This window comes from Mesorhizobium sp. LNHC232B00 (assembly GCF_000502435.1).
Taxonomy (GTDB): domain Bacteria; phylum Pseudomonadota; class Alphaproteobacteria; order Rhizobiales; family Rhizobiaceae; genus Mesorhizobium; species Mesorhizobium opportunistum.
Genome location: NZ_AYWP01000008.1, coordinates 143,833 through 166,067, shown reverse-complemented (window position 1 = coordinate 166,067; position 22,235 = coordinate 143,833). Strand labels below are relative to the sequence as shown.

General features: G+C 63.3%; 24 protein-coding genes. 11 read left to right on the top strand and 13 right to left on the bottom strand.

Translation table 11 applies throughout. The features are described from left to right. Window positions 1-91: 91 nt before the first annotated feature. The 6 genes from X743_RS155905 to X743_RS155930 all read right to left on the bottom strand — a co-directional run bounded on the left by X743_RS155905 (window position 92) and on the right by X743_RS155930 (window position 6,270). Entirely contained in the window at window positions 92-886 is a 795-nt protein-coding gene (locus tag X743_RS155905) for an SDR family oxidoreductase (protein ID WP_023765677.1), read from the bottom strand. 31 nt (window positions 887-917) lie between these two features. After that, window positions 918-1,913: an inositol 2-dehydrogenase gene (gene iolG, locus X743_RS155910; protein ID WP_023765676.1), complete on the bottom strand. Its 996-nt coding sequence runs from the start codon at window positions 1,911-1,913 to the stop codon at window positions 918-920. Window positions 1,914-2,033: 120 nt separating this feature from the next. Next, window positions 2,034-2,816, bottom strand: a complete 783-nt coding sequence (locus tag X743_RS155915; protein ID WP_013891716.1) for an ATP-binding cassette domain-containing protein — start codon at window positions 2,814-2,816, stop codon at window positions 2,034-2,036. 2 nt (window positions 2,817-2,818) lie between these two features. Next, window positions 2,819-3,895 carry an ABC transporter permease gene (locus tag X743_RS155920; protein ID WP_023765674.1) on the bottom strand — a complete coding sequence of 359 codons (1,077 nt, stop codon included), beginning with the start codon at window positions 3,893-3,895 and terminating at the stop codon, window positions 2,819-2,821. 106 nt (window positions 3,896-4,001) lie between these two features. Then, complete coding sequence (locus tag X743_RS155925) at window positions 4,002-4,943, bottom strand: sugar ABC transporter substrate-binding protein (RefSeq protein WP_023765673.1); 942 nt, start codon at window positions 4,941-4,943, stop codon at window positions 4,002-4,004. 295 nt (window positions 4,944-5,238) lie between these two features. Beyond that, window positions 5,239-6,270, bottom strand: coding sequence for a LacI family DNA-binding transcriptional regulator (locus tag X743_RS155930; RefSeq protein ID WP_023765672.1), 1,032 nt, complete (start codon window positions 6,268-6,270; stop codon window positions 5,239-5,241). A 160-nt stretch (window positions 6,271-6,430) separates the two neighbouring features. Here X743_RS155930 and X743_RS155935 point away from each other — a divergent pair, with 160 nt between their 5' ends. Genes X743_RS155935 through X743_RS155945 form a run of 3 tightly spaced genes read left to right on the top strand, consistent with a single transcriptional unit; the run spans window position 6,431 to window position 9,097 of the window. Then, window positions 6,431-7,522: a fatty acid desaturase family protein gene (locus X743_RS155935; protein ID WP_023765671.1), complete on the top strand. Its 1,092-nt coding sequence runs from the start codon at window positions 6,431-6,433 to the stop codon at window positions 7,520-7,522. A 25-nt stretch (window positions 7,523-7,547) separates the two neighbouring features. Continuing rightward, window positions 7,548-7,862, top strand: a complete 315-nt coding sequence (locus X743_RS155940; protein ID WP_023765670.1) for a MocE family 2Fe-2S type ferredoxin — start codon at window positions 7,548-7,550, stop codon at window positions 7,860-7,862. Further along, window positions 7,862-9,097, top strand: coding sequence for an FAD-dependent oxidoreductase (locus X743_RS155945; protein WP_031257705.1), 1,236 nt, complete (start codon window positions 7,862-7,864; stop codon window positions 9,095-9,097). The genes X743_RS155940 and X743_RS155945 overlap by 1 nt, the downstream gene beginning before the upstream one ends. Before the next feature lie 117 nt (window positions 9,098-9,214). On the opposite strand, the gene X743_RS155950 is transcribed toward X743_RS155945, so the two are convergent. The 6 genes from X743_RS155950 to hslV form a co-directional block, all read right to left on the bottom strand. Continuing rightward, on the bottom strand, window positions 9,215-10,174 hold the full coding sequence (locus X743_RS155950; protein WP_023765668.1) for a DUF1402 family protein: 960 nt from the start codon (window positions 10,172-10,174) through the stop codon (window positions 9,215-9,217). A gap of 273 nt (window positions 10,175-10,447) precedes the next feature. After that, the gene (gene hslU / locus X743_RS155955) at window positions 10,448-11,758 is read right to left on the bottom strand and encodes an ATP-dependent protease ATPase subunit HslU (RefSeq protein WP_023765667.1); all 1,311 of its coding nucleotides are present in this window, start codon (window positions 11,756-11,758) and stop codon (window positions 10,448-10,450) included. A 2-nt stretch (window positions 11,759-11,760) separates the two neighbouring features. Continuing rightward, window positions 11,761-12,306 (bottom strand): DUF2585 domain-containing protein, encoded by a 546-nt coding sequence (locus X743_RS155960; RefSeq protein ID WP_245264212.1) that lies wholly within the window; start codon window positions 12,304-12,306, stop codon window positions 11,761-11,763. A gap of 106 nt (window positions 12,307-12,412) precedes the next feature. Beyond that, window positions 12,413-13,573 (bottom strand): hypothetical protein, encoded by a 1,161-nt coding sequence (locus X743_RS155965; RefSeq protein WP_023765665.1) that lies wholly within the window; start codon window positions 13,571-13,573, stop codon window positions 12,413-12,415. After that, window positions 13,570-14,085, bottom strand: a complete 516-nt coding sequence (locus X743_RS155970) for a GNAT family N-acetyltransferase (RefSeq protein WP_023765664.1) — start codon at window positions 14,083-14,085, stop codon at window positions 13,570-13,572. Before X743_RS155970 ends, X743_RS155965 begins: the two co-directional genes overlap by 4 nt. Beyond that, a complete protein-coding gene (hslV, locus tag X743_RS155975) occupies window positions 14,075-14,626 on the bottom strand; it encodes an ATP-dependent protease subunit HslV (RefSeq protein WP_023765663.1) in 552 nt (183 codons plus the stop codon). The genes X743_RS155970 and hslV overlap by 11 nt, the downstream gene beginning before the upstream one ends. 227 nt (window positions 14,627-14,853) lie before the next feature. Between hslV and hisB the strand changes: the two genes are divergently transcribed. The 8 genes from hisB to coaA all read left to right on the top strand — a co-directional run bounded on the left by hisB (window position 14,854) and on the right by coaA (window position 20,465). Then, window positions 14,854-15,453, top strand: a complete 600-nt coding sequence (hisB, locus tag X743_RS155980; RefSeq protein WP_013891703.1) for an imidazoleglycerol-phosphate dehydratase HisB — start codon at window positions 14,854-14,856, stop codon at window positions 15,451-15,453. A 4-nt stretch (window positions 15,454-15,457) separates the two neighbouring features. Then, window positions 15,458-15,934, top strand: a complete 477-nt coding sequence (locus tag X743_RS155985) for a DUF2628 domain-containing protein (RefSeq protein ID WP_023765662.1) — start codon at window positions 15,458-15,460, stop codon at window positions 15,932-15,934. Between the two features lies 1 nt (window position 15,935). Then, window positions 15,936-16,586 carry an imidazole glycerol phosphate synthase subunit HisH gene (hisH, locus tag X743_RS155990; RefSeq protein ID WP_023765661.1) on the top strand — a complete coding sequence of 217 codons (651 nt, stop codon included), beginning with the start codon at window positions 15,936-15,938 and terminating at the stop codon, window positions 16,584-16,586. Between the two features lie 59 nt (window positions 16,587-16,645). Then, window positions 16,646-17,395 (top strand): 1-(5-phosphoribosyl)-5-[(5-phosphoribosylamino)methylideneamino]imidazole-4-carboxamide isomerase, encoded by a 750-nt coding sequence (gene hisA, locus X743_RS155995; protein WP_023765660.1) that lies wholly within the window; start codon window positions 16,646-16,648, stop codon window positions 17,393-17,395. Then, on the top strand, window positions 17,392-18,228 hold the full coding sequence (locus X743_RS156000) for an arginase family protein (protein ID WP_023765659.1): 837 nt from the start codon (window positions 17,392-17,394) through the stop codon (window positions 18,226-18,228). Before hisA ends, X743_RS156000 begins: the two co-directional genes overlap by 4 nt. Further along, window positions 18,225-19,019, top strand: coding sequence for an imidazole glycerol phosphate synthase subunit HisF (hisF, locus tag X743_RS156005; protein ID WP_023765658.1), 795 nt, complete (start codon window positions 18,225-18,227; stop codon window positions 19,017-19,019). The genes X743_RS156000 and hisF overlap by 4 nt, the downstream gene beginning before the upstream one ends. A gap of 138 nt (window positions 19,020-19,157) precedes the next feature. Beyond that, complete coding sequence (locus X743_RS156010; protein WP_023765657.1) at window positions 19,158-19,481, top strand: phosphoribosyl-ATP diphosphatase; 324 nt, start codon at window positions 19,158-19,160, stop codon at window positions 19,479-19,481. Window positions 19,482-19,505: 24 nt separating this feature from the next. Further along, window positions 19,506-20,465 carry a type I pantothenate kinase gene (gene coaA, locus X743_RS156015; protein ID WP_023765656.1) on the top strand — a complete coding sequence of 320 codons (960 nt, stop codon included), beginning with the start codon at window positions 19,506-19,508 and terminating at the stop codon, window positions 20,463-20,465. A gap of 72 nt (window positions 20,466-20,537) precedes the next feature. Here the strand turns inward: coaA and X743_RS156020 are convergent, their stop codons facing one another. Continuing rightward, window positions 20,538-22,079 (bottom strand): DegQ family serine endoprotease, encoded by a 1,542-nt coding sequence (locus tag X743_RS156020; RefSeq protein WP_023765655.1) that lies wholly within the window; start codon window positions 22,077-22,079, stop codon window positions 20,538-20,540. Between the last annotated feature and the right edge of the window lie 156 nt (window positions 22,080-22,235).

Below are 22,235 nucleotides of genomic sequence, written 5' to 3'. Positions count from 1 at the left end.
GCGGACGAATAGAGCGGAGAAGTGTTACCTATGTATCCGGTTCAAAGTGTTACCTATCTATCGGCTGGACAAGCCGGCCACTCAGCTGGCCCTACTCCGGTGACGCTCCCGCGACACTTTGGTCATAGTCGACCAGCGATCCGGTCATGACACCGGACTGCGGGCTGACCATGTAGCTGATCAGACGGGCAAGCTGATCCGGCTTCACCAACTGGCCCATCGGCTGCGCGGCTTCGGCCTTCGCCAGCCAATCATCCGGCGCGTCGTGCCATTTCTTCTGCACGATATCCTCGCCCTCGGTGTCCATCCAGCCGGGCAGCACGGCGTTGCAGCGGATGCGGTTGAAGCGATAGGCGTTGGCGACGTTCTTGGTCAGCGTCATCAGCGCGCCCTTGCTGGTCGAATAGGGCGTCAGGAACGACTGGCCGGTATGCGCCGACATCGACAGCACGTTGACGATCGAGCCGGGTACTTTCTTTTCCAGGAGATGCGCCACCACGCCTTGCATCAGGAAAAACGGGCCGCGCACATTGGTATCGAAGATCGTGTCGAACAGCTCTTCCGAGGTTTCGACCAGCGAGCCCCGTGCGGAAGTGGCAGCGGCGTTGACCAGCGCGTTGATGGTGCCGAAATGCGAGAGCGCGGTGGCGACCGCGCGCTTGCAGTCGGCCACTTTCGAAACGTCGGCACTGATGAAGATCGCATCGACGCCGGACTTCTTGAGCGCGGCGACCGCCTTGTCGCCCTTCTCCTGCGACCGGCCAATGAGCGCCAGCGCCTTGCAGCCTTCGTCGGCCAGTGCTTCGGCGACGGCAAAGCCGATGCCTTGCGCCCCGCCGGTGACGATGGCGCGTGTCTGTGAATTGCGATCGGCTGATGCGCTCATCGCTTTGCTCCTGTGGCTTGGGTCCGGGTTCTTATTTATCGAGGCGAACGGTCTTGCCTGATGTCGCCGACTTCAGCGCCGCGTCCGCCAGCTTCAGCGCCACCAGCCCGTCCGCGCCGCTCGGCGACGCCTTCTTGCCCGAGGTCGCGGCGGCAATGAACGCGGCAATCTCGATGGCATAGGCGTCGAGATAGCGGGTCATGAAGAAGTCGTGCAGCGGCGGGCGGGTATAGCCGTTCTCGTTGGCCAGTTCGATCGACACCGGCCGCTGGTTCTCGGCGGCCACCATGCCTTTCGAGCCATGCACCTCGATGCGCTGGTCGTAGCCATAGGTGGCGCGGCGCGAGTTGGAGATGACGGCCTGCTTGCCGGACGCGGTTTCGAGAATGACGCTGACCGAGTCGAAATCGCCGGCCTCGCCGATCTTCTTGTCCACAAGCACCGAGGCATGGGCGCTCACGGCAACTGGTTCCTCGCCGAGCAGGAAGCGCGCCATGTCGAAATCATGGATGGTCATGTCGCGGAAAATGCCGCCCGAGCGCTTGATGTAATCGATCGGCGGCGGGCCCGGATCGCGCGAGGTGATGGTGACCATCTCGACGGTGCCGATGGCGCCATCGTCGATCGCCTTGCGCACGGCGGCGAAATGCGGGTCGAAGCGCCGGTTGAAACCGACCATCAGCGTCGCCTTGGCCTTATCGACCACCGCCAGGCATTTCTCGACGCGCTTGACGTCGAGGTCGATCGGCTTCTCGCAGAAGATCGCCTTGCCGGCCTTGGCGAAGCGCTCGATCAGATCGGCATGGGTGTCGGTCGGTGTGCAGATGACGACGGCGTCGATGTCACCGGCTTTCTCGATGGCATCGATGCTGCGCACCTCGGCGCCGTAGGCGCTCGCCAGTTCGGTCGCCGCCTTCTCCAAGGCATCGGCGACGGCCACCAGTTTGGCCTGCGGGTTGGAGCCGACGGCGCGGGCATGGACCTTGCCGATGCGGCCGGCACCGAGGAGGGCGAAACGAACAGTCATGGATATTTCCTCTAGGGGGATGGGTTCGAGAGAGTTGTGTCTCCACCTTCCCGTCGGGAAAAGGTGGCAAGTTGTTTGCGAGCGCCGCGGATCGTCCCGAAACCGGGTGATCGCCCTGTTTTAGGCCGCGAGTTCCGCCTCTCCGGTCTTGGCGCCGGTGATGTAGGAGACGATGTCCTGGCCGTCCGTGTTCTCCTTGCGCAGATTGGCGACGATGCGGCCGCGCCGGAAGACGACGATGCGGTCGCAGAGGTCGAACACCTGGCGCATGTTGTGGCTGATCAGGATCAGCGGTTCGCCATTGTCCTTCAGCGTGCGGATGATGTTTTCGACCTGTGCGGTCTCCTGCACGCCGAGCGCCGCCGTCGGCTCGTCCATGATGATCAGCTTGGAGGCGAAGGTCGCGGTCCGGGCGATCGCCACGCATTGCCGCTGGCCGCCCGACATATGGCGGATGGTGTTGGACAGATTGGGGATCTTCACCGCAGTGCGGATCAGCGCAGCTTCGGTCGCCTTGCGCATGTATTTGCGGTCTAGGATCGAGAACGGCCCGAGGTTGAACAGCACTTTTTCGCGGCCGAGGAACAGGTTCGACGGCACGTCGAGGTCGTCGGCCAGCGCCAGGTTCTGGAACACGGTCTCGATGCCGGCCGTGCGAGCCTCGATCGGCCCGGCAAAATTCACTTCTTTGCCGTCGAACCAGACCTGGCCACTGGTGCGCTGTTCGACGGCGGTGATCTGGCGCACGAAGGTCGACTTGCCGGCGCCGTTGTCACCCATGATGGCGACATGCTCGCCTTTGCGCAGCTCGAAATTGGCGCCTTCCAGCGCATGCACGCCGCCATAGCGCTTGGTCAGGTTTTCGGTCTTCAGGACGATGTCTGTCGTGGAGATATCTGGCATGATCAAGCCCTCAATGCCCGCATACGCTGGCGCCATTGGTCGAGAACGACGGCGCCGACGATGATCACGCCCTTGACCATCTCCTGGTAATAGGCGTCGAGGCGCAGGAAGGTGAAGCCGGAGATGATGACGCCGAAGATCAGCGAGCCGATAACCGTGCCGATGATCGAGCCGCGGCCGCCCGACAGCGAGACGCCGCCGATGACCGCCATGGCGATGGCGTCGAGCTCGTACATCACGCCCATGCCGGACTGCGCGGTGAGGTTCTTGGAAGAAAGCACCACGGCCGCGAGCGCGGCGAGAATGCCGGCGATGACGTAGACCAGGATCTTGTGGTTGGCGATCTTGATGCCGGACATGCGCGCGGCGTCCTCGTTGGAACCGATCGCGTAACAGTGCTTGCCATACCTGGTGTAGGTCATGATCAGCTGGAACAGGATAGCCAGCGACAGGAAGATGATGACCGGCATCAACCCCTTGCCGATCGCCGCGAAACTTTCGGTGGGAAACGAGATCGGCTGGCCCTTGGACCACCATTTGGCGATGCCGCGCGCGGTGACCATCATGCCGAGCGTGGCGATGAATGGCGGAATGCGCGTGTAGGCGATCAGCGCGCCGTTGACCAGGCCGGCGAACAGGCCACAGCCGATCGCCACCAGCACCGGCACGATGACCGGCAGGTCGGTCCAGCCTTGCGCCAGGAACATCGCCTTGGGATTGGGGTTGCCGTTGACGGTCGCCACCTGGGCGAAGCTCATGGCGATCATGGCGGTCGCGCCGACGATCGAGCCCGAGGACAGGTCGATGCCGCCGGTGATGATCACTTGCGTCACGCCGATGGCGATGATGCCGACGATCGACACCTGCAGGATGATGATCTGCAGGCGTGCCTCGTTGAAGAGACCGCCGACGTCGCTGCGGGTGTTGAACAGGAAACTGTCGCCGAGAAAGATACGGCCGATCAGTTCGAAGATGACGACCAGGATGACGAGCGCCAGGAAGACGTTGAATTCGGCCGGCCAGTTGCGCTTCTTCGCGTCATAGCTGACCCCGCCGACGCCGTGAGATGTCTGTGCCAATCTTCTATCCTCCATCAGCCACGGTCGTCCTCGGCACCCGAAGGCGCCCGGGGGAAGAGGAGCGGCGCTGTCTTTGCGCGAGAGCGCCGCTCCGTGGATCCGTTGCTCAGTTCTTCTTCAGGAACTTGTCGATGTTGGCCGGCGTCACCAGCTGGAAGGGCACGTAGACCTTGTGCTCGACCTTCTCGCCCTTGGCGAGCTTCAGTGCCGCATCCAGCGCACCGGCGCCCTGGCCGGCCGCGTCCTGGAACACGGTTGCATCGAGGTCGCCGGCCTGCATGGCCGCCAGCGCGTCCTGGGTGGCATCGACGCCGCCGACAACGACCGACTTCATGTCGATATTGGCGGCTTTCATCGCCTGGATGGCGCCGATGGCGCTTTCGTCATTGTTGGCGATGACGCCGTCGAACGGCTTGCCGGTCGACAGCCAGTTGGTCATCAGGTTCTGCGCTTCGTCGCGGTTCCAGTTCGACGTCTGCTTGTCGATGATCTTGATGAAGCTGCAATCTGGCGTGGCGATGACCTCTTCGATGTCCTTGGTGCGCTGCACGGCGGCCTGGTTGGAAAGCTCGCCCATGATGACATAGACATTGGCTTCCTTCTTGCCGGCTTCCTTGAACAGGCGGCAGATTTCCTTGGTTTCGAGCGTGCCGGAATCGGCCTCGTTCGAGGCGACGAACGCCTGGTTGTCGGGCAGCGTGTTCACATTGACCGGCTCGCGGTTGACGTAGACCAGCGGGATCTTGGCGGCCGCGGCGGCGTCCGACATCGCCTGCGTGGCCGAAGTGTCGACCGGATTGACGATGATGGCGTCGACGCCCGAAGCCGCGAAGTTCTTGATCTGGTCGAGCTGCTTGGCAACGTCGTTCTGCGCGTCTTCGACCTGCAGTTCGACGCCGCTCATGCCCTTGGCCTGCTCGATCATGCCGTTGCGTAGCACGGTCAGGAAGTTGTCGTCGAACTTGGCCATCGACACGCCGATCTTGGCGGCCATGGCCGATGAACTCATCAGCGCCGCGAAGGCGACGCCCAAAAGCAGTTTCTTCATTGTAATCTCTCCTCCACTTTTGGTGTCCGGTTGCACCGATCTATCCGGAATCCCCGATCTCCCCGGGGAATCTCTCCCTGATGTCTTCGTTCCGTGTGGCTCCCGCATCGGCAGGAATGCCAAACCCTCTGTTTGAAACAGATATTCCGGAACGAAAGAACCAAAATACACAGCTGGTGAAATATTTATTCCATTCCAGCGGAACGTCAAGGGCGATTCCGCGGCCTGCCGCCGGAATTTCGGATCGTTCTGATGGATTCTATCATTTCCGGCCGCTACTCTCGGGCGGGAAAGGCTAGATATTTTCCGGCAGATAGATGTCGAAGGGCAGGAAGGTCTGGCCAGGTGCGTTGGCGGCGCCGGCCTCGATGGCATGCACCATTCGATCAACCAGTTCCCTGCAGAGCGCGGCCAGCGGCGTCGAGATCACCATGGTGAGGATGTTGTCGGCGAGTGCCGCGCGCGACGCGGCATTGATCTCGTTGCAGACGACCACCGGCATGTTTACGGGCCTTGCTGCACGCAGCGCCGAGACCGCGCCTTCCATGCCGCCACCCGCGACGTAGCAGCCGGCAAGGTCCGGATAGCGCGCCAGGAGATCGATCATCGCATCATGGGTCACCTGGTTTGCCTCCAGATTGACCAGCGTTTCGAGCACGCTGAAGTCGGGTGCATGCTCGCGAAAGAACGAGCGGAAGCCGATCTCGCGCAACTCGTGGCCATGGAAGCGATGGCTGCCGACGAAGAGGGCGATTTTGCCGGGCTGCCGCGCCGCCCTGGCGATCATCCAGGCCGCGGTACGGCCGACCTTGCGGTTATCGAGGCCGACATAGCCCTCGCGGATACCGGCGGCGAAATCGGACAGCAGCGAGAACACCGGTTGCCCTCTCGCCTTCAACGCCTCGACCGCCGCGGTCAGGGTCGGATGGTCCGGGCCGACAACGGCGATGGCCCTCGATTTTGCCGCCAGCCTGCGCATCTGGGCGGCGATCTCGTCTGGGACCAGGGAACTGGCGAAGTCGATGGTTGCAGCGCCACGGAACCGCTGCGACTGCGAGACCGCCAGTTCGAGCTCCGTTGCGAAGTCGCCGTAGAAGACGTCATTGCCTCTCAAAAGCAGGAAGCCGAGCCGGTATTCGGGCAGTTCATGGCGCATGCGCTGCTTGATCAGGCCGGCCGCGTGATAGCCGATCTCGGTCGCGGTCTCATAGACGCGGCGCGCGGTTTCCTCGCGCACCGGCAGGCGATTGTTGAGCACGCGGTCCACCGTGGCGACGCTGACACCGGAGATGCGCGCCAGGTCGGTGATGGTCGGCCGTTTCGCCATGATCGCCCTCATTCGAATTGCAGGGTATCAATACATCATTCTGATAGGAAATGATAGAAACTATCTTTATGATGTTGAGTCTATCATGGCTCGGCGTTATTTTGACGGTGGAAGCTGGCAATATCAGGCATTCGCCAATGCCCTGCCGAGGGAGGCAACCATGACCATAGCGCCGTCCCGGCGTGACTACAGCCTGATCGGCCGCGACGCCAAGCTCGCCGTGGAGGACGGCCTGTCGGCGGCCGAGTGGTATCACACCGACATTCCGCGCAAGCAGATGAAGGAGCTGATGCAGCGCTCCGACGGTCCGGCGATCCGCGATACCGCGATCTGGATTGCAGCGCTCGTCGTCAGCGGCGCCGGCGGCGTCTGGTTCTGGGGCAGTTGGTGGTGCGTGCCGTTCTTCTTCGTCTATGGCGTGCTCTACGGCTCTTCGACCGATTCACGCTGGCACGAATGCGGCCACGGCACGGCCTTCCGCACGCAGTGGATGAACGACGTCGTCTACCAGATCGCCTGCTTCATGATCATGCGCAATCCGGTGACCTGGCGCTGGAGCCACACGCGCCACCACACCGACACCATCATCGTCGGCCGCGACCCGGAAATCTCCGTCATGCGGCCGCCGGACCTGGTCCGCGCCATCCTCGGCTTTGTCGGCGTGCTCGATGCCTGGCATGCGATGTCAGACATGCTGCGCAACGCCGCCGGCAACATCAGCGCCGCCGAAAAGACCTTCATTCCGGAACAGGAACAGGGCAAGGCGATCCGCATTGCCCGCGTCTGGACCGCCATCTATGCCGCGACCGTCGCGCTGGCGCTCTATTCCGGCTCGTTCCTGCCCTTGATGCTGGTCGGCCTGCCCAGGCTCTATGGCGCCTGGCACCATGTCATGGTCGGCCTGCTGCAGCATGGCGGCCTGGCCGACAACGTCACCGACCACAGGCTGAACAGCCGTACCGTCTACATGAACCCGATCAGTCGTTTCATCTACTGGAACATGAACTATCACGTTGAACATCACATGTTCCCGATGGTGCCCTACCATGCGCTGCCGAAGCTGCATGCGCTGATCAAGCACGATTTGCCGGCGCCGACGCCGTCGATCCTGGCCGGCTACCGCGAGATGATACCGGTCTTCCTGCGCCAGCTGCGCAACGAGGATTATTTCCTCAAGCGCGAACTGCCGCCGACCGCCAGGCCGTATCGCGAGGAATTCCACAGCGATGCCGTCGCCGCCGCGGCGGAATGACAATGCGATTTTTGCGGAGGAACAAATGAGCGACTGGGTCGAGGCCTGTGCTGCCGATGACATAGACGAAGAGGACGTGATGCGCTTCGATCATGGCGGCCGCACCTTCGCCATCTACCGCAGCCCTGACGACGAGTACTTCGCCACCGACGGGCTTTGCTCGCATGAGAAGGTGCATCTCGCCGACGGGCTGGTGATGGACGACATCATCGAATGTCCCAAGCACAATGGCCGCTTCAACTACAAGACGGGTGCGGCCAGGGGCGCGCCGGTCTGCGTCAACTTGAAAACCTATCCGGTCAAGGTCGACGCCGGCAAAGTCCTGGTCCAGATCGGGTGATGGATATGGCGCGCGGCATGGTCATCATCGGCGCCGGCGAATGCGGCGGGCGGGCAGCGCTCGCGCTGCGCGATCTCGGCTATGACGGGCCGGTGACGATGGTCGGCGACGAACCCCACCTGCCCTATGAAAGACCGCCTTTGTCCAAGGACGCGATGGCCGGCGACGCGCCGGAAATCAAGGCAATCGCCAGCGACGAGATGCTGGCTGAAAAGTCGATCCGCCATATCCATTCCGTCCAGGCCGTGGCGATCGATCGCGCGGCGCATGCGGTGCGCCTGTCGGACGGCTCGGTGCTGCCCTACGACAAGCTCCTGCTGGCCACCGGCTCGACCCCGCGCAAGCTGCCGATGCCCGGCCTTGGCGCGCGCTGCGTCTATCTCCGCACCTTCGCCGATGCGCTGGCCATCCGCGCCCATCTCAGAGCCGGCAACCGCATTGCCATCATCGGCGGCGGCTTCATCGGCCTGGAACTCGCCGCCGCGGCCCGCAAGCTCGGCGCCTCGGTCACCGTCATCGAGGCGCAGCCGCGCATCCTGATGCGCGGCGTGCCGGCCGAGATCGCCGAAATCATCCATCAGGCGCACATTGCCGAAGGCGTCGACATACTGTGCGGCGACGGTATTGCGTCGATCGCCGACGACGGCAGGCAAGTTCGCATCGCCCTTGCCGGCGGCCGAGAGGTATCCGCCGATCTCGCCATCATCGGCATCGGCGCCGTGCCGGTGACCGCGCTGGCCGCCGAAGCTTTCCTGGCGATCGAAAACGGCATTGCCGTGGACGAGCAACTGCGCAGCAGCGATCCCGACATCTTTGCCGCCGGCGACTGCTGTTCGTTCCCGCTCGCCGTCTATGGCGGCCGTCGCGTGCGGCTGGAAGCCTGGCGCAACGCCCAGGAACAGGGCGCACTGGCCGCCAGAAACATGCTGGGCGCCGGCGAGGCGCATGCGGCGGTGCCATGGTTCTGGTCGGATCAGTATGGCCTGTCGCTGCAGATCGCCGGGCTCTCGGACGAAGGCCGGAGCACGGTGCGCCGCGATCTCGGCGAAGGTGCCTTCATCCTGTTCCATTTGGCTGAGGACGGCAGGCTGGTGGCGGCGAGCGGCATCGGCCCCGGCAATGCGGTCGCCCGCGACATCAGGCTGGCCGAAATGCTGATCGGCAAGCGGGCAAAGCCCACGCCGGAAGCGCTGGGATCCCAGGACGTCAAGCTGAAGTCGTTGCTGGCGGCGTGAGATTTACCCTCCCCCTTGTGGGGAGGCTCGCTGCGAAGCAGGGGGATGGGGGCGGCACCGACCCCCACCCGGACCTTCGGTCCGACCTCCCACAAAGGGAAGGTAGAGGGCCGCGCCCTAAAACAGCGCCTTCAGCTCCGACAATTTGTCGTTGACCAGCCAGCCGTAATAATTCTCTTCCGGCAGTTTCGCCGGCTCGCCGGCAGCGCGGCGCTTGTCGTTTTCGGCCTTCAGCGCATAGGCGCGCTGCTCCGGATTGCCGACATTGTAGAGCGTGGCGGTCAGTCCCGGATTGCCCGAAATGTCGAAGCCGGCAATGCTCTTGTAGGCGTCGATCGATTTCCGGATCGTCGCCGCCACGTAAGGCAGTGTCAGGTCCGGATCCATGATGGTCTTGTAGACCGCATTGGGGTCGGCGACGTCGAGCTCCGGCAGTCCGGACACCTTGTGCACGAGATCGCTCATCTGCAGGGCGGTCAGCGGGTTCAGCTGGCCGAGCCCGAAAGTCTGGCCGGCATAGTAGGGCTGGAAGAAGGTGGCGCCGAAACGGTCGTCGGGAAAGCTTGTCCCGCCAACGGTCTTGCCGCGAAACGAGCGGTTCCACACCTGCTCGCGGCATTCCCACAAATCGTAGCTGTCCGACATTCCGGCGCATTTCCTGAATTCCGGCCGCTGCACGAAATCCGTGATGTCCTCGCCGTCATAGGCGAAGGACAGCTTGCTGGAGAGGTAGGAGATCGCCTTGACGTAGTAGGTCTGCAGCCGGTCATAGGCATCGACATTGTAGGTGTGCTCGCCGACGATGGCGCCGACGATGTGCATCGGATCGATGCCGTAGGCGGCAGCCGCCTTCCTGATCTTGGCGCGCAGGTCGGCGTCATTCTGCAGCAAAGCGTAGACCTTGCGGTATTTCGCTTGGAAGGTGGTGTTGGTCGCCTGCGTGCGCCGGCTCGAGGCGCCCGGAATGTCCGGCTGCTCGGCATTGCGGTTTCCCGGCGGCACCAATGTCGCCGCTTGCGCGCCGAACAGCGTCGCCGCCAACGTCAGGCCGAGAAGGACCAGGATGAGTTTTTTCATGCGCCGCCGCTGCCCAGGCAATTCCAGGAAAGTGTGAAACGGTTTTCCGTCCGGAGTTGCGTCAAACCAAGAGATCGAGAATTGCCCAAGAGATCGAGAATTGCCCAAGAGATCGAGAATTGCCGCGCAAACTAGGTAAAGCTCTTGGTCGAGTCGAGAGCGCCCCCGCACAAGGCAAGACGAAAGGTGGCCAGATGGTACCATCTGGCCACACATGATGCTTTTGCCGGGACGTGTTGCCTGAACCGGCGCCGGATGAACCGGCGCCGGCTTTTAAAGGATGAATCGCGACAAATCTGTGTTTCGCGAGAGATCGCCGACATGCTTTTCGACATAGGCGGCGTCGATGGTGACCGATGTGCCGTTGCGGTCCGGCGCATCGTAGGAAATCTCGTCCAGCACCCGCTCCATCACCGTCTGCAGCCGCCGGGCGCCGATATTCTCGACGCTGGCATTGAGATCGACGGCGATGCCGGCAAGCGAATCGATGGCATCGTCGGTGAAGGTCAGCTCGACGTCCTCGGTCTTCATCAGCGCGATATACTGCTTGATCAGGCTCGCTTCCGTCTCGGTCAGGATGCGGACGAAATCCTCCTTCTCCAGCGCGCGCAGCTCGACGCGGATCGGCAGGCGGCCCTGCAGCTCCGGCAAAAGGTCGGACGGCTTCGAGACGTGGAACGCGCCGGAAGCGATGAACAGGATGTGATCCGTCTTCAACGGCCCGTATTTGGTCGCCACCGTGGTGCCTTCGACCAGCGGCAGCAGGTCGCGCTGCACGCCTTCGCGCGAAGGCCCGCCGGAAATGTCGGATCTCGCCGCGATCTTGTCGATCTCGTCGAGGAAGACGATACCGTCATTTTCCGCCGCATCGAGCGCCCGGCGCACCACCTCGTCCTGGTCGAGCAGCTTGTCGGACTCGTCGTTGACCAAGAGGTCGTAGGATTCCTTCACCGTCGTCTTGCGCAATTTGGTCTTCTTGCCGCCCATCGCCTTCGACAGCATGTCGTTGATGTTGAGCACGCCGATATTGGCGCCCGGCATGCCGGGGATCTCGAAGCCGGGCATGCCGCCATTGCCGGTGTCGGCCACCTCGATCTCGATTTCCTTGTCGTCGAGTTCGCCGTCGCGCAGCTTCTTGCGGAAACTGTCGCGCGTGGCCGGGCTCGCCGTCTTGCCGACCAGCGCTTCCAGCACGCGTTCCTCGGCGTTGACGTGGGCGCGCGCCTTGACGTCCTCTCGCATCTTCTCGCGCACCAGGCCGATGGCGATCTCGACCAGGTCGCGGATGATCTGCTCGACATCGCGGCCGACATAGCCGACTTCGGTGAACTTGGTGGCTTCGACCTTGACGAAAGGCGCACCGGCCAGCCGCGCCAGGCGACGCGAGATCTCGGTCTTGCCGACGCCGGTCGGCCCGATCATCAGGATGTTCTTCGGCATCACCTCTTCGCGCATCTGGCCTTCAAGCTGCTGGCGGCGCCAGCGGTTGCGCAGGGCGATGGCCACGGCGCGCTTGGCGTCCTTCTGGCCGATGATGAAGCGGTCGAGTTCCGAAACGATTTCGCGGGGAGAAAATGTCGTCATAGCTAAATTCCACTTTGCCACTGCTTGATGGCCTCGAACGGATGCAGCAGCATGATCACGTTGAGTGTCAGATTGTCCCGGATGAGATAGCCGGTACCCAGTTCGAAGAGGACGGCGAGGCTGACGATCACCCATATAGGTAGCTTTCGCGCCATCACAAATCCCAGCACCATGGCCAGCGTGTCGGACACCGAATTGATGATGCTGTCGCCATAATAGTCGAGCGAGATGGTGCCGGCGCGATACCGCTCGATGATGAACGGGCTGTTCTCGAGCAGCTCCCAGCCGCCCTCGATGAAGACGGCGAAGGCCAGCCGCAGGCCGATCGGCGAACGCGGGAACAGGAACCTTGCCAGCGCATAGAACAGGAAGCCGTGGATGATGTGCGAGAAGGTGTACCAGTCCGAAATGTGCTGGGAATTCTCGGAACTGTTCACCACGCCATGCCAGAGCTTGACGTAGCCACAGGTGCATATCGGCGGATGGCCCATTCCGTAGAGGGCGCCGGCCTGGAAGATGAGCAGCCCGAGGACGAGCAGAAGTCCCATGCGCCAGCTGCCTTCATAGGCCGAATAGCTGTTTTCCGTGGCCGGTGTCGTCATCGGTTCATTCCCCCTGGTTTCGCGTCGCCGTCTCGACCATCACAAAGCCCTGTCACGCCTTCAGCGGCGGTAGCCGGCGGATCACGGCCGCCGGCAAGGTGGGATTGACCACAATCCGCCTGATACGCTGCCAGCCGGCCCCGAACAGAATAATCAGCGCGCCAACAACGACCAGGATCAAGGCAAAAGGCGGGATGCCCGTCGAATCGGAGGCGGAATTCACCAGATAATAGATGCCCAGCGAGCCGAAGTAAGCCAATGTAGGAACCAGAAGCGAACGGCGGTCTATGGCCAGCGCGACATAGAGGAAGCCAAGGATCAGAATCGTCAGCATGATGGTTGCATTGGCATCCGGCGCGATATGTCCGAATACGACGTTTTGGCCGGTTGCCATGATAAAAAGCGGATGCACCAGCATCGGCGCCGAGACGACATGCAGCCAGAAAGCGCAATCGGACCAGATCTTGCGTCGATCCCTGTCGTAAATGTCAAAAGCGACACCCGTTGCGAACACGATCAGGCCGCAGATCAGCGGCATGTAAAGGGCCGCACGAAGCAATTCGGGAACGTCCTCGAGGCGCGGCGGCGCAATCGCGCCGGTTGTCACGCTGTCATACAGGATTATCGCCGTTTGCAGGAAGGCAAGCAGTGTGAAGGCGATGGCGATAGTCCCGGCAATGATGGGGACGCGAAAGCGCCAGAAATAGATCGCCGCCGCGATTATTCCTCCGCCCAGGAACAGATATCCGGCCCGGGACGCCGTCTGGCGCAACGCCAATAGCTGCCAGATGGTTTCCGGCTTGCGTATGCCGAAGCTGGCCTCCACTTGCAGCGCCAGAGCGGCCAGAATGGCGGCCATGAAAATCAGGGCAAGCACGGACGACGATAGTTTCATCCGGTGCTGACGCGTGACGATTTCGGCGAGCCCCCAGGCGAAAACCGCGAGGATGCCGGCGATCCAGAATGTCTGGCCTGGAAGCAAGGTGGTGAGGACAAAGAAGAAGCCGGCGCTGAGCAGAACGGTTCCCACGGTGACGAACAGATCGTTGCCGCCGCCGACCAGCCGCAGGTTTTCCTCGTCACCCTCGTCATCGGCGCACCTGGCCTCGGGGGCGAGAGCGACCGCGCGTTCCATGGCCTCCAACTGATCGCGCAAGGTCTGCGAGATCAAACCTTTCGCGACTGCCTTGTCGAGGGTTTCGGCGCTGATCAATTGGGCTCCTGCGTCGCGTCGCGCGCCATCATCAGGGCTGGCCCGTACTCCGATGTTCTGGTGTCAAAGGCAACAAAGCCGGCCTTTTCGTAGGCGCGGATCGCCCGGAGATTGGCCGGATCGGGGTCGATGATGACGCGCGGCACACCTTCCTCGAACAATTGCTCGACGAACTGGCGCACGATCGCCGAGCCATGGCCGAGGCCGACCAGTTCCGGCCGGCCGATCGACACGTCGATGCCGAGCGTGCCGAACGGCTGGTCGGCATAGGGATGATCGTCTTCCAGATGCGGGTCGTAGCTCTGCAGATAGGCGATCGGAATGCCGTCGAGTTCGACGATCAGCGGCTCGACGGAAATACTGTCGATGTGACCGCGAATCTCGGCGATTTCGGTCTCCGGATCGTCCCACCATTGCGCGACATGCGGCTCGGCGAGCCAGCCGGCGATCATCGGCAGGTCTTTCTCCGTCACTGGCCGAAAATCATAGAGCACGCCTGATTCAGGCGGCATCGAGCGTTTCGACGACGAAATTGTTGTTGGTGTAGACGCAGATGTCGGATGCGATCTGCATCGCCTTGCGGGCGATCTCCTCGGCATCCTTGTCGGTGTCCATCAGCGCGCGTGCGGCGGCCAGCGCGTAATTGCCGCCGGAACCGATGGCCATGACGCCAAATTCGGGTTCGAGCACGTCGCCGGTGCCGGTCAGCGCCAGCGAGACCGACTTGTCGGCAACCAGCATCATGGCCTCCAGCCGGCGCAGATAGCGATCGGTGCGCCAGTCCTTGGCAAGCTCGACGCAGGCGCGCGTCAGCTGGTCGGGATATTGTTCGAGCTTGGCTTCCAGCCGCTCCAGCAGCGTGAAGGCGTCGGCGGTGGCACCGGCGAAACCGGCAATCACATTGCCGCCCTTGCCGATACGGCGGACTTTGCGGGCATTGCCCTTCATGATGGTCTGGCCAAGGCTGACCTGGCCGTCGCCGGCGATCACCACCTTGTTGCCCTTGCGCACCGTCACGATGGTCGTGGCGTGCATGGTCAGATTGTCAGACATTTTTAGCTCCGATTCGCGCGATCCCAAAAGGCGATTGGCGCGGTACGAGTGATTTTATCGGCCATATGTATGCACGGGACCAATGATTGCAAACGGCTGGATAGCGGCGGGGATCGCAACTGGCAATCGCCGGATCATGCTGATAGAAGGCTTTCGTTTTCAAGCCCGCGAGCGCTTGAGGCCCGTGAACCGGTCACCATGTGAACTAATGGGACAAGGATACAGCAATGGCGCCCCGTTCCGCCGAAGCCAACCGCAAGACCAGGGAAACCGACATCTCGGTGTCGGTCCATGTCGACGGTTCGGGCAAATCCGATATCGCCACCGGCGTCGGCTTCTTCGACCATATGCTCGACCAGCTTTCCCGCCATTCGCTGATCGACATGACGGTCAAGGCCAAGGGCGACCTGCACATCGACGATCACCACACCGTCGAGGATACCGGCATCGCGCTTGGCCAAGCCTTGACCAAGGCGCTGGGCGAACGGCGCGGCATCATGCGCTATGCCTCGATCGACCTCGCCATGGACGAGACGCTGACGCGCGCGGCGATCGACGTCTCCGGCCGCCCCTTCCTGGTCTGGAACGTTTCGTTCTCGTCGCCGAAGATCGGCACCTTCGATACCGAACTGGTGCGTGAATTCTTCCAGGCGCTGGCGCAGAACGCCGGCATCACGCTGCATGTCATCAACCACTATGGCGCCAACAACCATCATATCGCCGAGACCTGCTTCAAGGCGGTGGCGCGCGCGCTGCGCGCCGCACTGGAACGCGATCCGCGCCAGCCGGACGCGGTTCCCTCCACCAAGGGATCTTTGAAGGGATAGCGTCATGGCCAGCTATGTCGTGATGGAACCACCCGGCCGCAGCGAGAGAGCCGGCGCAACGGTCTTTGTCCGTGACGGCTTTGCCTGGCTCGGCCTGCTGGTGCCGCCACTATGGTTCGCCTGGCATAGGCTGTGGATCGAGGCGGCGCTGACCTTCGTCGTCATGGGCCTGCTTTCGATGCTTGGTGAGAAGCTCGGCCTTGGCCTTGCCGGCTCGCTGCTGTCGCTGCTGGTCTCGCTCTATGTCGGCCTGGAAGGGCAGGGGCTGCGCATTGCTGCGCTCCGCCGCCGCGGCTGGCATGAATGGGGCGTGGTCCAGGCCGGCTGGCTGGATGATGCCGACATCCGCTATGCGCTGGAGGCCGAGGCGCATGCGGACGAAGCCGCACCTGCGCCGCGCATGGTTCCGGATGCCGCCTTGGCGCGCCCGGCGCAGCCGGGCATGGCGCTGGGACTGACCCACATTCCGGGACGGCGCTGACATGCGGGTGGCAATCATCGATTATGGCTCGGGCAATCTGCGCTCGGCCACCAAGGCATTCGAGCGCGCCGCGCGCGAAGCCGGCATCGAGGCTGAGATCGACCTGACGGCCGATGCCGAGCGGGTGCGCACCGCCGACCGCATCGTCCTGCCGGGCGTCGGCGCCTATGCCGACTGCGCGGCCGGCTTGCGCGCCGTCGACGGCATGTGGGAAGCGGTCGAGGATGTCGCCATTGCCAAGGGCCGTCCTTTCCTCGGCATTTGCGTCGGCATGCAGCTGATGTCGCAGCGCGGCCTCGAAAAGACCGTCACCAACGGCTTTGGCTGGATTGCCGGTGACGTCAAGGAGATCGCGCCAGCCGATCCGGCGCTGAAGATCCCGCAGATCGGCTGGAACACGATCGAACTGAGGCGCCAGCATCCGCTGTTTTCAGGCATTCCCACCGGACCAGAAGGGTTGCACGCCTATTTCGTCCATTCCTACCATCTCGATGCGCGCCAGCCGAACGAGGTCCTTGCGGTCGCCGACTATGGCGGCCCGGTGACGGCCGCTGTTGCCCGCGACAATCTCGCCGGCACCCAGTTCCATCCCGAAAAGAGCCAGGCGCTCGGCCTGGCGCTGATCACCAATTTCCTGAAGTGGAGGCCCTGACGAGCATGAGCAAACTTGCCGCCTCATCAGGTCATTTCGTCATCGTCGAGGGCGCCTAGATGATCCTTTTTCCCGCCATCGACCTCAAGGACGGCAAGTGCGTGCGCCTGAAGCACGGCGACATGGCCACCGCGACCATCTACAACGATGATCCAGCCGCGCAGGCAAAAGCCTTCGAGGAGCAAGGCTTCGAGTGGCTGCATGTCGTCGACCTCAACGGCGCCTTCAAGGGCCAGAGCGTCAACAGCGCGGCCGTCGGCGCCATCCTCAAGGGGACGAAGAACCCGGTGCAGCTCGGCGGCGGCATCCGCACGCTGGAGCAGATCGAGGACTGGCTCGCCCGTGGCCTCGCCCGCGTCATCCTTGGCACCGTGGCGGTGCGCGATCCCGACATGGTCAGGCAGGCCTGCAAGGCCTTCCCGGGCAAGGTCGCCGTCGGCATCGACGCCAAGGGCGGCAAGGTCGCGGTCGAGGGCTGGGCCGAGGCGTCGAGCCTCGGCGTCATCGAACTGGCCAGGAAATTCGAAGGCGCCGGCGTCGCCGCTATCATCTACACCGACATCGACCGCGACGGCGTGCTGACCGGCATCAACTGGGACGCCACCATCGATCTCGCCGAGGCGGTGTCGATCCCGGTCATCGCTTCGGGTGGCCTCGCCTCGATCGCCGATATCGTGCGTATGACCATGCCGGACGCGCAAAAGCTCGAAGGCGCCATTTCGGGCCGCGCACTCTATGACGGCCGCATCGATCCGGCCGAGGCGCTGGCGATCCTGCGGGGCAAACCGGCAATGGAGGCGCGGTCGTGAAGCTCACCATCATCCTGGCCTCCTATGACAGCGGCCATTATCATGGCGGCATGGGCCAGGGTCCCGATGCGCTGATCGCGGGCGGCCTCGTCGACGCCCTGACCATGGCCGGCCACGACGTGACCGTGGAGGACATCGGCAGGGTCGGCGATGCCCAGGAACGCGAGATCGCCACCGGCTTTGCCGTCTGCAATGCCGTCTCAGGCGAGGTTCGCATTGCCATCGACAGGGGCCGGTTCCCCATTGTGCTGGCCGGAAATTGCCTGACGTCAGCCGGCGCGGTCGCGGGTGAGGGTGCCGATGCGATCATCTGGGCCGACCAGCATGGCGACCTCAACACGCCCGAGACATCCACATACGGCTTTCTCGACGGCATGGCGCTGGCGACGGTGCTCGGCCTGTGCTGGCGTCCGATGGCGGGAGCCATCCCCGGCTTCAAGCCGATCGATCCCTCGCGCTGCGTGCTCGTCAACGCGCGCGATCTCGATCCGGCCGAGGAAAAACTTGTCGAGACGCTGCCGATCATCCGCACGGAATGCCCCGGCGTGGCGCAAGCGACGGCAAAGCTGAAGGCTGCCGGCGCCGAACGCGTGCATATGCACCTCGATCTCGACGTGCACGATCCCGAGGAGCTGCAGGCCAACCGCTACGTTACCCCCGGCGGGCCGGACCCGGAACAATTGCGCGACGCGGCTTGCGCCATCGCGCTTGCCGTGCCGATTATCGGCATCACCATTTCCGCTTACGATCCGGCCTTCGACGCCAAGGCCGACGTGCCGCCGCTGGTCGGCCAGCTGCTCAACGATCTCATCGCCACGATAGAGGGCCGCTGATGCTGAAAGCCCGCGTCATCCCTTGCCTCGACGTCAAGAACGGCCGTGTCGTCAAGGGCGTCAACTTCGTCGATCTCATCGATGCCGGCGATCCGGTCGAGGCGGCCAAGGCCTATGACGCGGCCGGCGCCGACGAGCTTTGTTTTCTCGACATCACCGCTTCGTCTGACAATCGCGAGACCATTTTCGACGTCGTCGCCCGCACCGCCGAGCAATGCTTCATGCCGTTGACCGTCGGCGGCGGCGTGCGCCAGGTCGCCGACATCCGGAAATTGCTGCTGGCCGGCGCCGACAAGGTGTCGATCAACACGGCAGCGGTGACGAACCCGGATTTCGTCGCCGAAGCCGCCGACAAGTTCGGCAATCAATGCATTGTCGTCGCCATCGACGCCAAGAAAGTGTCCGGTGCCGGCGAAGCCGACCGATGGGAGATCTTCACCCATGGCGGACGCGAGAAGACCGGCATCGATGCGGTCGAATTCGCTCGCAAAATGGTCGATCGCGGCGCCGGCGAGATCCTTTTGACCTCGATGGACCGCGACGGCACCAAGGCCGGCTACGACATCGCGCTCACCCGCGCGGTTGCCGACGCGGTGCGCGCCCCGGTTATCGCTTCGGGCGGCGTCGGCACGCTCGATCACATGGTCGAAGGCATCCGCGACGGCCATGCCGGCGCGGTGCTGGCGGCCTCGATCTTCCATTTCGGCACCTACACCATAGCCCAAGCCAAGGCGCATATGGCCACGGCCGGGCTGCCGATGCGGCTAGACTCCTCGGGCGATCGGTCCTAGAGCAATTCCAGGAAAAGTGTGACATGCTTTTCCGTTCGGAATTGCGTAAAAACAAAGAGATAGAGCGGTTCGCCGTTTCCGTGAAACGGTGAAATGCTCTAGAGGCTTTCCGGCTAAGAAAAAGGGGCCTCAGGCGCCATGGCTGAATTTTCGCTGTCCGATCTGGAAAAAATCGTCCATGAGCGCGCCCATTCCGGTGACCCCGACTCGTGGACGGCGAAACTGTTCGCCCGTGGCATCGACAAGGCGGCGCAGAAGCTCGGCGAAGAGGCGGTCGAGACGGTGATCGCCGCCGTCAAGGGCGACAAGCAGGGCCTCGTTTCCGAAAGTGCCGATCTTATATATCATTGGCTCGTCGTTCTCGGCCTCTCGGGTGTCCCGTTGAGCGACGTGCTCAAGGAGCTTGAAGGCCGCACGGGGCGTTCGGGCATCGCCGAGAAGGCGTCACGGCCCAAGGGCTGACCGCGAGGAAGGGCAGGTATCTCGATGGATCAGCTCGCGCCGACCGAGAAATATTCCCCGTTTCGTTTCTTCTCCGCCGAGCAATGGTCGCGATTCCGCGCCGACACGCCGCTGACGCTGAGCGAGGACGAGTTCCGCCGCTTGCGTTCGCTGAACGACCCGGTCGACCTCGCGGAGGTCTCGCGCATCTATCTGTCGCTGTCGCGGCTGCTGTCCGCCCATGTCGAGGCGAGCCAGCTTCTGTTCCGGCAGCGCCAGGCCTTCTTCAACGCCGTCGATATCGTCAAGACGCCGTTCATCATCGGCATTGCCGGCTCCGTCGCGGTCGGCAAATCGACCACGGCACGCGTGCTGAAGGAGCTTCTGGCCCGCTGGCCGTCGAGCCCCAAGGTCGATCTCATCACCACCGACGGTTTTCTGCTGCCCAACGAGGTGCTGCGCCGCGAAAACCTGATGGAACGCAAGGGCTTCCCTGACAGCTACGATGTCGGCGCGCTGCTGCGCTTCCTCTCCGGCATCAAGTCCGCGCTGCCCGATGTCCGCGCGCCTGTTTATTCGCACCTGACTTATGACGTCATTCCCGGCGAGTTCGTCACCATCGACCGGCCGGATATCCTGATCTTCGAAGGCATCAACGTGCTGCAGCCGGGCAAGCTGCCGCAGGACGGCAAGATCGTGCCTTTCCTGTCGGACTTCTTCGATTTCGCCATCTACATCGACGCCGACGAGAAGCTGATCCACGAGTGGTATATTTCCCGCTTCATGCGGCTGCGCGAGACCGCTTTCCGCAATCCGGACTCCTTCTTCCACCGCTATTCGCAGCTCTCGGAGGATTCGGCGCGGGCCATCGCCGAAGGCCTGTGGACCAACATCAACTTGAAGAATTTGCGCGAGAACATCCTGCCGACGCGTGCCCGCGCCGATCTCATCCTGCGCAAGGGCGCCGACCACCTGGTCGAGGAAGTGGCGCTGCGCAAACTGTAGTTGCGGTGCCCGCACGGCTGGCGGCTCGTCGTCGACAAGCCGCCACGCCGTTATTCAAGCCAGCGTCGCGTCTCAGCCATTGGCGAACGGCACGGCGACATAGATCTGGCTGCCGCCGCGTTCGACCAGCAACAGCACCGACTTGCGCCCTGATTTGCCTGCCTGGGCAACCGCCTGGGTCACCTGTTTGGCGCTCTTCACCGGAACCTGGTTGACGGCGACGATGATGTCGCCCGGCTGGATGCCGGCAGCGGCCGCTGCCTTGTCGGGATTGACGCGGGCAACAACCGCGCCACGCTCGTTATCGGCGAGGTTCATTTGCTGGCGAATGTCGGGCGTGATGTCCATCAGGCCGAGGCCGAGCGCTGGCGCACCGGAGCCCTGCTCGGCGCCAGGCGCGCCGGAGCCGCCGGTCGATGCCGTCTTCGCATCGTCGCTGTTGCGTCCGACATCGACGGAGATCTTCATGGCCTTGCCCTTGCGCCAGACATCGAGCGATTCCCTGGTGCCAGGGGCGACGTCGGCGACGGCCCGCGACAGATCCTTGGGATCCTTCACGTCCTGTCCGGCGAAGCCGGTGATGACGTCGCCGGTTTCGACACCGGCAAGGGCCGCCGGGGAGCCGTCATTGACCTGGGAAACCAGCGCGCCGCCGGGATGATCGAGCCCCATGGCGCTGGCAACGTCCGGCGTCACCGGCTGGATATCGACGCCGAGATAGCCGTACTGGATGGAGCCGCCTTTCTCCAGCTTGGCGACCACCTTCTGGGCCTGGTCGGAGGGAATGGCGAAGCCGACGCCGACGCTGCCGCCATTGGGCGAATAGATCGCCGTGTTGATGCCAATGACATTGCCGTTCACATCCACCAGCGGACCGCCGGAATTGCCATGGTTGATCGGCGCGTCGATCTGGATGAAGTCGTCGAACGGCCCGCTGTGCAGGTCGCGGCCGCGCGCCGAGACGATGCCCGCGCTAACCGTGGTGCCGATGCCGAACGGATTGCCGATCGCCAGCACCTGGTCGCCGGTCATCAGCCTGTCGGAATCGCCCCATTTGACCGTCGGCAAAGGCTTGCCGGCCTTGATCTTGAGCACGGCGAGATCGTTCTTGGCGTCGCTGCCGACGACCTTGGCCGGCAGTTCCGTGCCGTCGTCGAGCGTCACCTTGATCGAGGAGGCGCCGTCGACGACATGGTTGTTGGTGACGATGGTGCCGTCGGCACCGACGATGAAGCCGGAGCCCAGGGCCTCGGTTCGCGGCGCCTGCTGTTGTGGCGGCGTCCTGGGCATGGGCATGCCCTGGTCACCGAAGAACTGCCGGAAATAGTCGTCGAACGGGGAATTGTCCTGGAAGGGCGACGCTTCGTTCATGGCTTCCGGTTGTGCCTTCATGACGGTCGTTACCGTCACGACGGCCGGTTTGGTCGCGGCCACGACCGGCGCGAACGAACCGTTCGGCGCCGATATTCCGGGTGCCGGGGTCTGGGTGGTCGCAACGATCTTGGCAATGCCGTTCGTGTTCTGGGCGAATGAAACGACAACAGGGGAGATAATCAGCGCGGCGCCCAGCAGGGCGGCGACGCGATGTCTGCGAAGAATGCCTAGAGGTGACATGGTCGTTCTGTCCGGGCGAGAGTTGATCCGGCGCCGTGTGCGTTCTTGGAGGAGCACCCATCGGCGTGTCGACGACCGGGATCGCCTGTCTCGCCGTACATGGCGGCCGGCCGGATCGACAACCAGCTATCTAGGGTGCGGATCGGCCCGATTTAG